Origin of the sequence: Rhizobium sp. LjRoot254 (genome assembly GCF_964254105.1) — a bacterium.
GTDB lineage: Bacteria > Pseudomonadota > Alphaproteobacteria > Rhizobiales > Rhizobiaceae > Rhizobium_E.
This window is the reverse complement of record NZ_CAXUSM020000001.1, coordinates 2,487,255-2,501,938: the sequence shown is the minus strand read 5'-3', so window position 1 is coordinate 2,501,938 and position 14,684 is coordinate 2,487,255. Positions and strand designations below refer to the sequence as shown.

The window sequence follows — 14,684 nt, the reverse complement described above, 5'->3', positions numbered from 1 at the left end:
CTGGCTCGGGGATTAGGCCGGAATCCGGCGTCCGCGTCAATAGCTGGACAAAGCATATAAAATGATTTATCAGACAAATAGGCATTATAAGCCAGAATAGATATAGCAGTGCATGGGGAGGTGGAATGCATATTCTGGTGACGGGAGCAGCCGGCAAGGTAGGGCAGGCATTCATTGCCGCGACCTTGGCTGACCCGGCGCATGCCGATACCAGGCTGCGCGCTCTCTGCCACAATCGCCTTTTGCCGGAGACCGACAGGCTCTCGGTCGTGCGCGGTTCCATCGCCGAGCGCGAGGTTTGCCGGGCGGCGCTTGACGGGATCACCCATGTGGTTCACCTCGCGACCTGCAAGGAGGTGCCCGAGACGGTGATGGATGTCACGGTCAAGGGGCTGTTCTGGCTGCTGGAGGAATTCAGGCTCAGCCCGCACGCGAAGCGTTTCCTGCTGGTTGGCGGTGATGCGGCCGTCGGCCATTTCTTCCACAAGCATCCGGCGCCGATCACCGAGGATGCGCCCTACATGGCCTATCCCGGCTGTTACGCGCTGTCGAAAGTGCTCGAAGAGGTGATGGTCCAGCAGTTCGGAATCCAATACGATATGGACTGGACCTGCGTCCGGGCGCCCTGGATCATGGAGAAGGATGATTTCAAGGCCAGCCTCTCCTTTGGAGACGATCTGTTCGGCGGGCCGGACTGGAAGACGACGGTGAGCGAGGCGGAAGCCGACGAGTGCCGCAGGGCCGGCGCCGTCCCACTGCTCCGCGATGCATCGGGCCGGCCCATCGACAGGAATTTTGTCCATGTCGATGACCTGGTCGCGGCGATCTCGCTGGCGCTCGTGGCGCCCGCGGCGCGCCAGCGCCTCTACAACATCTGCATGGACGAGCCGGTCAATTACGCGCGTGTGGCGGATTATCTCGCCGGAACCCGTGGCCTGCCGTCGAAGGACATCAAGAGCAATTACGTCAGCAACTGGATGGACAACAGCCGTGCCAAATCCGAACTCGGATGGCGTCCGCGCTATGACCTCGCAAAGCTGATCGAAGCTTCCTGGCAATACCAGCGTTCCCCGAATGATGAGAGGAGGGTCTGGTATCCAGGTTGAGTACCGAAGCGGGGGAGATCCGCGCCGGTATCTAGTGCCGATAAGTCACGTTAATCAGAATTTTGGGAGGAATTCATGCGACGACTGTTGACGACTTCTCTTGCCATGGCGGCTCTCGCCTGGCTTTCCGCGACCGCCTACGGCGCGGACAAGACCCTCGCTATCGTGGTCAAGGGCCTCGATAATCCTTTCTTCGAACAGATCAATCTCGGATGCCAGAAATGGAATGCCGAGAATGCCAGTTCCGGCTACAAGTGCCTTTATACGGGCCCCGCATCGAGCGCCGATGAAGCCGGCGAGATACAGATCGTCGAGGACCTTCTGAACCGCCCCGATATCGTGGCGATTGCGATCTCACCCTCCAATGCGCCGCTGATGGCGAACCTGCTGAAGAAGGTCCAACCGAAGATACCGGTTATGACCATCGACGCCGACCTCTCCGCAGCTGATGCGGCACTGCGCAAGACCTATCTCGGCACCGACAACTACCTGATGGGCGTGAAGTTCGCCGAGCACCTCAAGAAGCTGAAGCCGGAAGGCGGCACGGTGTGCCTGCAGCTCGGCAACGTGGCGGCCGACAACATAAACCAGCGCGCCGCCGGCACGCGTGATACGCTGTCGGGCAAAAAAGGCATCGAGCGGCTTGCCGGCGAAGGCGGCTGGACCGAGATCGACGGTTGCCCGGTCTTCACCAATGACCAGATCGACCTCGCCAACCAGCAGATGGCGGATACGTTCACCGCCAACCCTGATCTGACGGCCTTCATGCTGATCGGCGGCTGGGCGCAGTTTGCCCCGCAGGCCTATGCCGGAGTTACGGACCAGGTGATGGACAAGCTCAAGTCCAAGACGCTCGCCATCGTCGCTGGCGACACGCTGCCGCCGCAGATGGATGCTTTGAAGGCCGGACGCAGCCATGTCCAGGTCGGCCAGCGGCCGTTCGAAATGGGCTATCGCGCACCGACGGTCATGATCGAACTGATCGAGGGCAAGGCCGTAGAGCCGATCATCTATACCGGCCTCGACGAATGCACGCAGGAAACTGCCGAGACCTGCATCGCCAAGTAGGCCTTGCGCCGGGTCCCGGCACTGACTTCCGGGACCCGTTTTCATCGCCGCCAACGTCTCACCGGCCCTTCTGGACTGCCGGAGGGAGGCGCTTTGTCAAAAATTCGAGCATGACGCTCGACAGAGGAGGAAATCATGAAACTGAGATATGCAATCGCAGCCCTGCTCGTGGCGACCACTTTCACCGTGCCGGGCGCCCAGGCGCAGGAAAAGAAGCAGTTGGCCTTCGTCGTCAACGGCGCATCCGACTTCTGGAAGCTCGCCGAAGCCGGCGTCCGAAAGGCGCAGGAGGAACTGCCGAACTACGAACTGAGCTTGAAATATCCCGAGCAGGCGGCCGCCGCCGTGCAGCAGCGGCTGATGGACGACCTCGTGGCCGCAGGCGTCTCGGCCATCATGGTCAGCGCGGTCGATCCCAAGTCCTCGACCGACGCCCTCAACCGCGTCGGCGGACAGGTGCCGCTCTTCACCACGGACAGCGATGCGCCCGATACCAACCGCATCGCCTATATCGGCTCGTCCAACACCGATGCCGGCAAGCAGGCGGGCGAGATCGCACTCAAGGCATTGCCCGATGGCGGCAAGTGCATCGGCTTCGTCGGTCTGCCGGGCGCGGACAATGCCCGCGAGCGCATCGACGGCATGAAGTCGGTGATCGCGGGCTCCAAGGTCGAGCTGATCGACGTGCGCGGCGACGACATCGACATGACGCGGGCCAAGCGCAATGTCGAGGACGCCCTGGCTGCCAACCCCGACATCAATTGCATGGTCGGCTTCTATTCCTACAATCCGCCCCGCATCTACGAAGTGCTCAAGGAGGCCGGCAAGCTCGGCCAGATCACCGTCATCGCTTTCGATGAGGACCCGATCACGCTCGGCGGCGTGCGCGAGGGCACGATCGCCGGCACCGTCGTGCAACAGCCTTACGAATGGGGCTACCAGGGCATGAAGCTGATGGCCAAGTATCTCGAGGGCGACAAGTCCGTCGTTCCCGCCAACAAGCTGATCATCGTGCCGACAGCGATCATCGACAAGGCAAATGTCGATGCATTCGAGGCCGAACTGAAGTCGCGCATTGGCGGCTGACACCTCGGAGGATACGGGCCGGCAGCATCCTCATGCCTCCCGCCGGCCTGTATTTCCTGTATAGCTAGCTTTTCGCCACCAGACATTGATGCAATGCCCGACCCGTTCATTCAGATCTCGAATGTCAGCAAGCAATATCCCGGCGTCCTGGCGCTCGATGGCGTGAGCCTGTCGGTTGCACCGGGCGAGGTGCTCGGCATCGTCGGTGAGAACGGTGCGGGCAAATCCACGCTGATGAAGATTCTTGGTGGCGTGGTGGAGCCGACATCGGGCAGCATCACCGTGGATGGCATCGAGTCCAACCGCCTGACGGTTGCCGGTTCCATGGCCGCCGGCATTGCATTCGTGCATCAGGAACTCAATCTTTTCGAGAACCTGACGGCCGCCGCCAATATCTTCATCGGCCGCGAGCCGCTCAAGGGCGGAGCCTTGCGCCTGATCGACGACAAGCGCATGACCGAACTTGCGGCCCCGCTTCTCAAGCAGCTGGGCGCCGAATTCAGCCCGGATACGCTTGTCGGATCGCTTTCGCTTGCCGAGATGCAATTGGTCGAGATTGCCAAGTCGCTGTCGCGCAAATCGCGGCTGATCATCATGGATGAGCCGACGTCCAGCCTGACGGCAACCGAGACCGAACGCCTGATCGCCGTCATCGGCGCGCTGAAGGCCGGCGGCGTCAGCATCGTATTCATTTCGCACCGGCTGATGGAGGTCGAGCGATGCGCCGACCGGGTCGTGGTGCTCCGTGACGGCAAGCAGGTCGCGGCGCTCGATCGATCGCAAATCAACGCGGATACGATGATCCGGCAGATGATCGGGCGCGACCTCAAGACGCTTTATCGTACGCCCAAGGCGCCGCCGGGCACGCCCGTACTGGAGTTGGACAAGATCAGGACATCGCACTGGCCTGATCGCGCAGTCGACCTGACCGTAAGGCATGGCGAGATCGTTGGCCTCGCCGGCCTGGTCGGATCGGGGCGCACCGAGCTTGCCTGCACCATCTTCGGCCTCGATCCGCCGAGGGGCGGCGCGATCCGCATCGATGGCAGATCGACGCGCATCGACACGCCACGCGATGCGATCGAGCGCGGCATCCACCTGATCCCCGAGGATCGCAAGCGGTCGGGTCTGGTGCTCGATTTCTCCATCCGTGACAATGTCACGCTCGCCAGTCTGTCTGGATATGCACGCGGCGGACTCGTCGATGTTGGAGCCGAAAACAGCATTGCCGAGACGCAACGATCGAAGCTCGATATCAGGGCCAGGGATGTCGCGCTCGGCGTCGGGTCGCTTTCGGGCGGCAACCAGCAGAAGGTGGTGCTGGCGAAATGGCTGTCCATGGCGCCCAGGCTGCTGATCTTCGACGAGCCGACCCGCGGCATCGATATCGGCGCCAAGAACGAGATCTACCAGCTCATGCGCGACCTTGCGGACCAGGGCGTCGGCATCCTGATGATCTCGAGCGACATGGAAGAAATCATCGGCGTCAGCGATCGTGTCGCGGTGATGCATGAGGGGGCGATTGCCGGTTTCCTCGAGCGGGCGGATTTGAGCGAGCCAGCGATCATGTCGCTGGCCGTGGGGAGACACTGATATGGCATTCAACGGAAAGCCGGAGCCTCAGGCATGATCAACCGCAAGGACCTGTGGCTTCTGATCCTTATCCTGGTCGTGGGCACGATCGTGGCATTGATCAATCCGAGATTTCTCTCGCCTATCAACCTCTCCAACACCGCCAACCTGATCGGACTGTTCGGCATTTTCGCGATCGCCCAGGCCTTCGTCATCATATCGGGCGGCATCGAGCTCTCCGTCGGCTCGATCATAGCGCTGCTCGGCGTGATATTCGTCGATCTCGTGGCTCTCGGTACGTTGCACTGGAGCCTGGCCTTCATTGCCGTCATCGTGCTGGGTTGCCTGATCGGTCTCGTGCACGGCTTTCTCGTCGCCAAGGTCGGGCTCCAGCCCTTTGTCGTGACACTATGCGGCCTGCTGATCTATCGTGGTGCGGCGCGTTACTATACCGATGACGCGACGGCGGGGTTTCCCTTCGGCGCGAGCTTTCCGATGCTCGAATGGCTCGCCACGGGCAGGTTCTACGGCATACCGCACAGCCTGATCGCGTTCCTGATCATTACCGTGATCATGGGAATCGTGCTCCATCGCTCCGTCTTCGGCCGCTACCTGCTGGCCGTTGGCAAGAACGAGGAGGCCGCACGCTATAGCGGCATCGCCACGTCGAAGATCACCATCGCGGCCTATGTCATCTGCTGCGGGCTGACCGCGCTCGCGGCCATCTTCATCGCCATGTACACGCGCTCTATCTCGCCGTCGTCACATGGGAATTTCTACGAACTCTACGCCATCGCAGCGGCGGTACTTGGCGGTTGTTCTTTAAGGGGCGGGGAGGGATCGATTGTCGGCGTGGTGCTCGGAACCGTGCTGCTGCAGGTGCTGCAAAATCTCGTCAACCTGCTCGGAATTCCGAGTTCGCTCAACTTCGCCGTCATGGGCTCGGTCATTCTGCTCGGTGTTCTGGCCGACCAGCAGTTTTCACGACGCAAGCCGATGGGCCGCCGGTAAGCAAGTCAATAGCGCAGGTGAGCCGGGGCTTGCGATCGGCGCCGGTGATCAACGGTCTCGGCGTCACACTCGGAAAGATGCGTCACATCACCGCTCCTATCTGCCAAGGCACGAATTCGACGCCGCCGAACCCCAGCGCCTCGGATTTCGTCGCTTCCCCTGACGCGACACGGACAAAAGCGTCGAAGATTTCCTGGCCTTTTTGTGCGAGCGAAACGCCTTGGAGAATGTCGCCTGTGTTGACGTCCATGTCTTCCTTCAGGCGCTCGTACATCTCGGAGTTCGTGGCGACCTTGATGCAGGGAACGGGCTTGTATCCCGAAACCGAGCCTCGGCCGGTGGTAAACACGATCAGGTTCGCTCCGGAGGCGACTTGCCCGGTGACGGAGCAGGGGTCGTAGCCGGGGCTGTCCATGAACACGAACCCCTTCTTGTCGATGGCCTCGCCGTACAGATAGACTTCTTCCAAGGGAGCGGAACCGCCCTTCGCGACCGCTCCCAGGCTTTTTTCCAGGATGGTCGTCAGGCCGCCCTTCTTGTTGCCTGGGCTGGGATTGTTGTTCATCTCCCCGCCGTTGCGAGCGGCATAGTCCTCCCACCATCGAATGCGATCCAGCAGTTTCTCGGCAACCGCCGGGCTGACCGCCCTGCGGGTCAGGAGATGCTCGGCACCATAGATTTCGGACGTCTCGGACAGAATGGTCGTTCCGCCGTGCGAGACCAGAATGTCAGACGCGACGCCGAGCGCCGGGTTGGCGGTGATGCCGGAATAGCCGTCCGAACCGCCGCACTGCATGCCGATGACGAGTTCCGACACGGGAGCGGGCTCGCGTATATAGGCGTCCGCAATTTCGGCCATCTCGCGCAACGCATCGACGCCACGCTCGACAGTGATGCGGGTGCCACCGTTCTCCTGAATTGTGAGATGTCTGAAATTGTTGTCCGGGCGCATGCGACCTTTGCCGACGAGACCCGGGATTTGCATGACCTCGCAACCGAGCCCGACGAGAAGTATGCCGCCGAAATTCGGATGCCGGGCATATCCCCGCAATGTCCTGGACAAGGTCTGGTATCCCTCGTCCGAACCGCTCATCCCACACCCGCTCCCGTGCGAGATCGGAACAATCCCATCGACGTTCCTGAGGGCTTTGAACCAGTCGGTCTTTTCGGCTTCTTCCGCGATGAAGCGGGCGACCGATCCCGAACAGTTGACCGACGTCAGGACCCCTAGATAGTTCCGCGTGCCAACACGACCGTCGGCCCGCCTGTAGCCCATAAAGGTTCTCAGGTCTTTATTTCGCTCGACATTCGCAACAATCGAAGACCCTGCTTCGGCCGGCGAGTGTGTCGCCATCCCAAGATTCTGGACGTGCACGTGAGCGCCCGCCGGGATGTCAGCCGTCGCCTGGCCGATGATCTGACCGTAACGCAGCACGAGTTCGCCTTGGGCGATCGCTCTGAGCGCGATCTTGTGCGCCCGCGGTATGTGCTCCAACAGTGTCACGCCAGCCACGCTCGCGCCCGCGGGGAGATCGGCAAGCGCTATCGCGACGTCGTCGGTCTCGGCGAGCACAATATGGTTCAGCGACATTATTTTACTCCAGCGAGCGCCCGGTCGAGATGCGTGTAGCCGCCGTCCACGAAGAGCCACTGTCCGGTCAGGTGCAGCGCGCCGCCGATCCCGGCCGCGCCGCCCGTCACGATGACGACTTTGTCTTCAAGTCCGAGATTCATGGTATTTCCGTCGTTGTGCGAAGCGGCTGGCCCGCCGTGGCAGGCCAGCCTGGATTCGATCAGTCGTAGAGCACGGCTGCGATTTCAGGGTTGTCCATGGTGGTTTTGTCGTACCAGTAGAAGCCCGTGTCGATCGTCTTGGGGAGCGTCTCGCCCTTGAGGGCCATGACAGCCGCCTTGACGGTCTCGTAGCCGATGCCGACCGGGTTCTGCGTAATGGCCCCGGCCATGATGCCATCCTTGATGGCCTGCTTCTGCTGCGTGCCGGAGTCGTAACCGATAACGATCACGCCCTTGGTGCCTGTTTCCTTGATGGCGTTGACGACGCCGATCGCGGAACCTTCATTCGCGCCGAAGAAGCCCTTGAGGTCCGAGTTCGCCGCAAGGATCGTCTTGGCGATTTCGGTCGACATGAGCTGGTCGCCGCCACCGTACTGGATGTCGACGATCTCGACATTGGGATGCTTCTCCTTCATGCGGTTCACGAAGCCGTCACGACGGTCGATGCCCGTCCGGGACGTCTGGTCGTGGACCACGAGCGCCACCTTGCCCTGATCGCCGATCAACTCGGCCATCTTGTCGGCCGCCAGCGCCGCGGCGGCGACGTTGTCGGTCGTCGCGGTGGTCATGGGAATGTCGCTGTCGACTCCCGAGTCGAACGCGATGACGGGAATTTTGGCATCGTGCGCCTGCTTGAGAAGCGGGATGGCGGCCTGTGTGTCGAGCGCGGCAAAGCCGATCGCCTGCGGGCCCTTGGCGAGGGCGGCCGAGAGCATGTCGATCTGCTTGTCGACCTGCGTCTCGTTGTCCGGACCCTCGAAAGTGACCTCGACGTTGAACTCGGCCGCAGCCTTGTCCGCGCCGGCCTTCACCGCCTGCCAGAACTGATGCTGGAAGCCCTTCGAGATCAGCGGGATGTAGATCTTGTCCTGGGCGTGCGCTACTCCTCCGGCGCTCAGGATGGCGACAGCGCTCATTGCTGCCAGCAGGTTTCTTCTCGTAATCATTCCTCACTCCTCCTATGTTCGGCGACATGCCGAGTTACGATTCAGATTTCCTTGGGGGCATCGGCCGCTCCCATGCGGCTCCGCCCGGTCAGGTGCGTTGGCGGCGGACCATGTCGGCGTAGACCGCCAGGATGATGATCAGCCCCGTCACGATCGTCTGCCATTCCTGTGCCACCGACAGGATGCGAAGACCGTTCAACAGAACCGACATGATGAAAGCGCCGATGATTGTGCCGAGGATCGAGCCGCGGCCTCCCGCGAGCGAGGTGCCTCCAATGACCACGGCTGCGATGGCATCCAGCTCATAGCCAAGGCCGAGCGCGGGTTGCGCGGAGTTGAGCCGCGAAGCGATGATAAGACCTGCGATCCCGCATATGCCGCCCGACAGGCTGTAGACGCAAATTTTCCAGAAGTCGGTGTCCACGCCGGAGAGACGCGCGGCTTCCTCGTTTGAGCCCAATGCGAACGTGTAGCGTCCAAGGGCTGTGCGGTTGAGAACAAACGCGACGAACACAGCCAGGACAAAGAGAACGAGCACGCCATTCGGGATGGGAAGGAACGGGAAGACCGTGCCGATCAACGAACCTGTCGAAATTTGCGAGAAGCCGGGAGTGCCATTGAAGTAGATGGGCTTCGTTCCGGAGATGACGAGAGACGCGCCCTTCAGGATAAGCATCATGCCGAGGGTGGCGATGAAGGGCGGGACCTTCATTCTGGCGATGAGCGTGCCCGAGATGAACCCACAGAGAGCGCCCATGCCGATCGCCGCCACGATGCCGAACGGCAGCGGCATCCCCAGATAGGTCAGGACCACGCCGGCGATCACCGCCGTGAAGGTCATCAGCGTTCCTACCGAAAGGTCGATGCCGCCTGTTATGATGACCATGGTGACCGCAACCGCCAGAACCCCGTTCACGGACGTGGCCTGGAGGATGCCGATGATGTTGGACGTCTGCAGGAACTTGCCGGATGCCAGGCTGAAGAAGATCAGCATTGCGATCAGGCTGGCGAACGCGAGAAGCTTCTGATGAACACCGGACGACGTCCGCTTCTTCACCTCGGTCTGTATGGTCATCGTCATGCGGCTTCTCCCCCGATCTCCACCCGGCGCTGGGTGGCCAGATGCATGATTTCTTCTTGTGTCGTTTGCTTTCCCCCGGGGAGGATGCCTGTCAGGCGGCCCTCGCACATCACCGCGATGCGGTGAGACAATCTGAGCACTTCGGGGAGTTCCGACGAGATGACGATGATCGCCTTGCCTTCCTGGGCGAGGGACTGCATCAGCCGGTAGATTTCGGACTTCGCGCCGACATCGATGCCCCGGGTGGGTTCGTCGAAAATCAGGATGTCGCAGTTGCGCAGCAGCCATTTTGCCAGCACGACCTTCTGCTGGTTTCCGCCGGACAGCAGCCGGACCTCCTGGCGTTCCGATGGGGTGCGGATGCTCAACTGCTTGATGTAGTCACGGGCGATCTGTGCAAGCTTGCCGTCGTCGATGACGCCGATCCCGTTTGCGAAGCGCGCGAGATTGGGCAGACCGACATTCGCGGCCAGATCGAGGCCGAGTGCCAGGCCCAGATGCTTGCGGTCCTCCGAAAGATATCCGATCCCCGCGGAAACCGCGTCCTTGGGACTTTTGATGGCGGCCGTTTTCCCGTGGACGATGATGTCGCCGGCTTCTCTGCGATCCGCACCGAAGATCAGTCGCGCGACCTCGGTTCTGCCGGCGCCCATCAAACCGGCGAATCCCAGGATTTCGCCTGCCTTGAGGCTGAAACTGACGTCTTGAACAGCCCTGCCTCGACGAAGCCCGCGCACCTCCAGTGCTGTCGGCGCGCCGGAGAGGTCTGGGATGGCGGCTTCGGTATTGTCGAGCTCGCGGCCGACCATCATGGAGATGATCTTCGAAATCGGCGTCTCGGATGCCTTGACGGTGCCGACATACGCGCCGTCCCGCATGATCGTGACACGGTCGGAAATCTTTTTGATCTCGTCCATCTTGTGACTGATGTAGACGATGCCGACGCCTTCGGATTTCAAGCGCTCGATGATCGTGAAAAGCTCGCTCACCTCAGTGTCGTTGAGGGCGGCCGTCGGCTCATCCATGACAAGGACGCGGGATTTGTGCGACAGGCTCTTGGCGATCTCGACCATCTGTTGCTGCGCCACGGACAGGGTGCGCACTTCCGCGCGCGGGTCGATGGCGACGTTCATGGCCGAGAATATCTCTCGCGCCGCCTGGTTGAGGGCGTCTTCATCCAGTCGCCAGAAACGCTTGCGAGGTTCGCGGCCAATGAAGATATTCTGGGCGACGGTGAGATCGTTCATCAGGGCGAGCTCCTGATGGATCATGCCGATTCCGAGGGCTTGCGCCGCGTGCGGACTGGGGATCGTCACTTCGTTGCCCGCGACCCGGATCGTGCCGCCATCCGGTTGCCAGATACCGGACAGGGTCTTCATCAACGTCGATTTTCCGGCCCCGTTCTCTCCCATCAGCGCGTGAACCTCGCCTGCCTGCAGATCAAAGCTCACGCTTTTGAGCGCATGCACGCCGGGAAAGTGCTTGTCGATCGACTCGAGCCTTATGAGTTCAACCATGACCTAATTTCCATGCGGGCAAAGCGACGAGGACCTTGATCAAGCTCGACCGATCCGCCGCCAGCGCAGGCAGCTTTTCCGGCAGTTCCTCGAGCGCGAGGACGGTGGAGACAAGTTTGCCGCCATCGATATCGCCCGAGGAGAGAGCGTCCATCACATGCAGGAAGTCGGGCGTCTGGGCGTTCCGGCTCCCGACAAGCTTCATTTCACGCTTGTGGAATTCGGCGTCGGAGAACGTCAAGTCACCCTTGACGACCGAGACGAAAACGTAGGTCCCGCCGTGCGCCACATGGCCGAACCCGGCCTCCATCGCCTTGGGGCTTCCGGTCGCGTCGAAAACAACGTCGAAGCCGTCCGCCAGTTCGCCTTCCAGCAGAGGCCGATCCGGCATGTGCAGGCGGGAGAAGCCGAATGCCTTCGCGGCTTCGAGCCGCTCCGCGCTCATATCCATCAGATGGACTTCGGCACCCGCCAACCGGGCGAACAGCGCTGTCCCCAGACCTATCGGACCTGCTCCGGTGACGAGCACCCGGTCGCCCGAGGTCGCTTCGGAGCGCCGTACGGCGTGCGCGCCGATTGCGAGAAACTCGACCAGAGCGGCATCCCGCACCGACAATGCGGATGCGTCATAGAGATTGCCGGCGGGGACGGCGATCCTCTCGCACATCCCCCCGTCACGGTGGACGCCGAGAACACCGATCGCCATGCAGCAGTTCGGCTTGCCGCGCAGACACGCTCGGCATTTTCCGCATGCGATATAGGGGTTGATCACGACCAGCTGGCCCTTGATCCATCCATCGGCGTCCACCGCCACGTATCCCGACAGTTCGTGTCCGATGACGCGGGGGTATTCGAGATAGGGATGCTTGCCCTCGAAAATGTGGTAGTCGGTGCCGCAGATGCCTGCGGCCGCGAGGTCGACGAGCACCCATCCCGGAGGGGCGGTGACAGGCAGATCGCGCTCGATCAGGCTGAACCGGCCCGGCTCCACGCATACTCCGCTCAACATCCGACGTGTCAAGGTCGACTGACTGTTCATCTGGCCTCCCAAAATTCAGTTTTTTATTATTATGAACATATGACGATGGCAAATGTTTTTAATCGTTTAAGAACAAAACATGTCGGATCGGTCACACTGCCGGGTTCAGCGCTGAAGGAGACGGGGTTGCGCCAAGTCCACCTCCAACGCCTTTCCCCAATCGACAAATGCGCGAAGCCGCCGCTCCAGCTTCAGTTCGTGGTTCTGGGCGATATCGGACAGCTTGTGGGCGAGGAACGGGTTGGAAAACCGATCCAGCGTCGTCGAGACGTAGGGAACGGCGTCACTATCACAGCCCGCTAGGAAGACCGGAAGTACCTCCTCGCGATATAGGTCCTCGAGATCGCCCCGGATCACCGGATCGGACAACATGTCCTTCACGAATTCCTGATGTCGACCGCTACGGAGCCATTGGGCCACGAGATAGGTATGCCCCAGATTGAGGATATAGAGCTTGCGCCGTTCCGTGGGACCGAGGTCTTCGACAATCTGAACACATGTATGGGAGCAGGGTACTCGCAGGCCGGGTACGTTCTCGATCGCCCACAAGGCGTAAGGTTCGGCGACCGCTCCGGCAGGCTCGATCGGTTCCGACACGATCCGGTCAACGAGAGAGTTGACGAACAGGACCTGAGTAGAGACCCAGTCCGCGAACTCGCTTGAATAGCGCCGCGCCGCCCGAAGCACATGTTCCCGAAGCACGCTGCCGTTCTCCGCTATGAGTTCGGTGGGCATGACTTGTAGACCGCCTCGGCGAGCGGCGAACCGTGCGTGCAGCAGCAGGGCCAGCTTGGCTGGAAACGACATGTTCTGATCGTAGCTCAGCGCCTGATCCGCCGGAGACGCAAGATAGCCTTGGTCGCCGGTGTTCGACAGGACGACCTCGACCTCTTCCACGAAAATCCGCTTGATCTCCTCCCAATCCTTTTCGGTGCTCAGGGCCCGCTTGACCGAGGTCACACGGCTTTCCTGCCGGACGGCAACCCCATCCACCAATCCTTCGATCCTCACGGTGTAGCCCTGCGGATCGGCCAACGCCGCCAATCGGCGGGCGCGTTCCGCGTTGCCGCTCGATTGCACGACGGTGATCGGCCCCATCGCGGAACCTGAAGCCAGGGCCTCTGAAATGAACAGGTCCGCGTGGGCTTGCAGAAAGCGGCTCGTGCCGAACTGGAGGATCGGAGTGATTGACATATTTCGCGTCTCATGATGAATGGTATTTTATGATAAAATACACTTCGGGTGATCGCAAGGGATATCGGCCTTGAAAATTGTGTGCAACGGGGAGGTGATGGCAAACACTTTCGACTCGGCCATCTACCGTCGCCGACGGCTCGCGCCAGACCATAGACAGGATTTCAATGGCTAGGACAGACGAACGTTTCCGCGAGGCATTCAACGCCACGCTCGAGCTCTGCCAGGCGATGGTTCCCGGCGACCAATTGCCCTCCGAGAATGACTTGGCAACTCGGCTTGACGTCAGCCGGACGGTCGTGCGCGCGATTTTGGAAAAGCTCCAGGGCGAGAAGATCATTGCCTGGGTGGGCCGGGAAAAGCGCCTGCTGAAAACACCTGAGGATACAGACAGGCTTGAGGTCCAGGAAGGGATGCTCGATGAGCAGCAGCTGGAGCGTCAATTCCTGGACTGGATCTTGCGCTTCGACGTACCACCGGGGACCGCCCTGAACGTCTCCGAACTCGCGCGTCGGTTTCCCGTCACTCCCCATATGCTTCACGAATTCCTAGCATCGCTCAGCAGGTTCGGGCTTGTGCGGCGTCGACCGAAAGGCGGATGGGAATTGATGGGATTCACGCGCGAATTCGCGATCGAGCTATCCGAATTCCGGATGGTCCTCGAGCTGAATGCAGTATCCCATTTCGTTCAGCTTCCTCCCGAGGACCCGATCTGGGAACACCTTGACGAAATCGAGCGAAAGCACGCGCGGCTTGCCGCCGAAATCGACGAACGCTTTCATGACTTTTCATTGCTCGACGAGGAATTCCACACTTTGATCGGCGGTGCTGTCCGCAACCGTTTCGCCGCCGAGTTCCAGAAGCTTATTTCACTGATCTTCCACTATCACTTCCAGTGGGACAAAACCGACGAGCGCCAGAGAAACGAAGCCGCCATCGACGAACATCTGCGGCTGATCTCGGCGCTGAGAGCGCGGGACGGCGCGGCAGCCGTAGCGGCGGCGGCGGAGCACCTCAAGACCTCGAAGCAGACTTTACTCTCCTCGCTTCGTGTACACTCTCTCGCCTGATGCGCTTCTTTGAAAGACGGTCGGTGAGAAGTCTTGCCAGTGGGGCTTTATGCTGGTCCTGACGGGCCGATGGATCTCCAAAATCGCGCTCCGATGAAGGGCAATCTGCCGCGCGTTTGTTTCCGAGCGCTACAATCAATGGCAGTGAGAAGAGCTAATCTCTCGATAATTATGATCCGACATCCGAATTGGGCGGGAT

General features: G+C 60.9%; 13 protein-coding genes. 6 read left to right on the top strand and 7 right to left on the bottom strand.

Features of this window, described 5'->3' with window-relative positions; all coding sequences use genetic code 11:
• Positions 1-125: 125 nt before the first annotated feature.
• The 5 genes from ACSQ26_RS12245 (at position 126) to ACSQ26_RS12225 (ending at position 5,843) form a co-directional block, all read left to right on the top strand.
• Complete coding sequence (locus tag ACSQ26_RS12245; RefSeq protein ID WP_436009100.1) at positions 126-1,106, top strand: NAD-dependent epimerase/dehydratase family protein; 981 nt, start codon at positions 126-128, stop codon at positions 1,104-1,106.
• Between the two features lie 75 nt (positions 1,107-1,181).
• Positions 1,182-2,174: a substrate-binding domain-containing protein gene (locus tag ACSQ26_RS12240; RefSeq protein ID WP_436009098.1), complete on the top strand. Its 993-nt coding sequence runs from the start codon at positions 1,182-1,184 to the stop codon at positions 2,172-2,174.
• 135 nt (positions 2,175-2,309) lie between these two features.
• A complete protein-coding gene (locus ACSQ26_RS12235) occupies positions 2,310-3,260 on the top strand; it encodes a sugar-binding protein (RefSeq protein WP_436009096.1) in 951 nt (316 codons plus the stop codon).
• 93 nt (positions 3,261-3,353) lie between these two features.
• Positions 3,354-4,853: a sugar ABC transporter ATP-binding protein gene (locus tag ACSQ26_RS12230; RefSeq protein ID WP_436009094.1), complete on the top strand. Its 1,500-nt coding sequence runs from the start codon at positions 3,354-3,356 to the stop codon at positions 4,851-4,853.
• A gap of 36 nt (positions 4,854-4,889) precedes the next feature.
• Positions 4,890-5,843, top strand: coding sequence for an ABC transporter permease (locus ACSQ26_RS12225; RefSeq protein WP_436015232.1), 954 nt, complete (start codon positions 4,890-4,892; stop codon positions 5,841-5,843).
• 82 nt (positions 5,844-5,925) lie between these two features.
• On the opposite strand, the gene ACSQ26_RS12220 is transcribed toward ACSQ26_RS12225, so the two are convergent.
• From ACSQ26_RS12220 to ACSQ26_RS12190, 7 genes are all read right to left on the bottom strand, one after another.
• Positions 5,926-7,434 (bottom strand): UxaA family hydrolase, encoded by a 1,509-nt coding sequence (locus ACSQ26_RS12220; RefSeq protein ID WP_436009092.1) that lies wholly within the window; start codon positions 7,432-7,434, stop codon positions 5,926-5,928.
• The gene (locus ACSQ26_RS12215) at positions 7,434-7,577 is read right to left on the bottom strand and encodes a hypothetical protein (RefSeq protein WP_436009090.1); all 144 of its coding nucleotides are present in this window, start codon (positions 7,575-7,577) and stop codon (positions 7,434-7,436) included. Before ACSQ26_RS12215 ends, ACSQ26_RS12220 begins: the two co-directional genes overlap by 1 nt.
• A gap of 59 nt (positions 7,578-7,636) precedes the next feature.
• Entirely contained in the window at positions 7,637-8,584 is a 948-nt protein-coding gene (locus ACSQ26_RS12210; protein WP_436009088.1) for an ABC transporter substrate-binding protein, read from the bottom strand.
• An 88-nt stretch (positions 8,585-8,672) separates the two neighbouring features.
• Positions 8,673-9,665, bottom strand: coding sequence for an ABC transporter permease (locus tag ACSQ26_RS12205; RefSeq protein ID WP_436009086.1), 993 nt, complete (start codon positions 9,663-9,665; stop codon positions 8,673-8,675).
• Positions 9,662-11,182, bottom strand: a complete 1,521-nt coding sequence (locus ACSQ26_RS12200) for a sugar ABC transporter ATP-binding protein (protein ID WP_436009084.1) — start codon at positions 11,180-11,182, stop codon at positions 9,662-9,664. Before ACSQ26_RS12200 ends, ACSQ26_RS12205 begins: the two co-directional genes overlap by 4 nt.
• Positions 11,175-12,191, bottom strand: coding sequence for a zinc-binding alcohol dehydrogenase family protein (locus tag ACSQ26_RS12195; protein ID WP_436015230.1), 1,017 nt, complete (start codon positions 12,189-12,191; stop codon positions 11,175-11,177). Before ACSQ26_RS12195 ends, ACSQ26_RS12200 begins: the two co-directional genes overlap by 8 nt.
• Positions 12,192-12,326: 135 nt before the next feature.
• A complete protein-coding gene (locus tag ACSQ26_RS12190; RefSeq protein ID WP_436009082.1) occupies positions 12,327-13,415 on the bottom strand; it encodes a mannitol dehydrogenase family protein in 1,089 nt (362 codons plus the stop codon).
• Between the two features lie 230 nt (positions 13,416-13,645).
• On the opposite strand from ACSQ26_RS12190, the gene ACSQ26_RS12185 reads away from it, so the two are divergent.
• Positions 13,646-14,485 carry an FCD domain-containing protein gene (locus tag ACSQ26_RS12185; RefSeq protein ID WP_436009080.1) on the top strand — a complete coding sequence of 280 codons (840 nt, stop codon included), beginning with the start codon at positions 13,646-13,648 and terminating at the stop codon, positions 14,483-14,485.
• Positions 14,486-14,684: the final 199 nt, after the last annotated feature.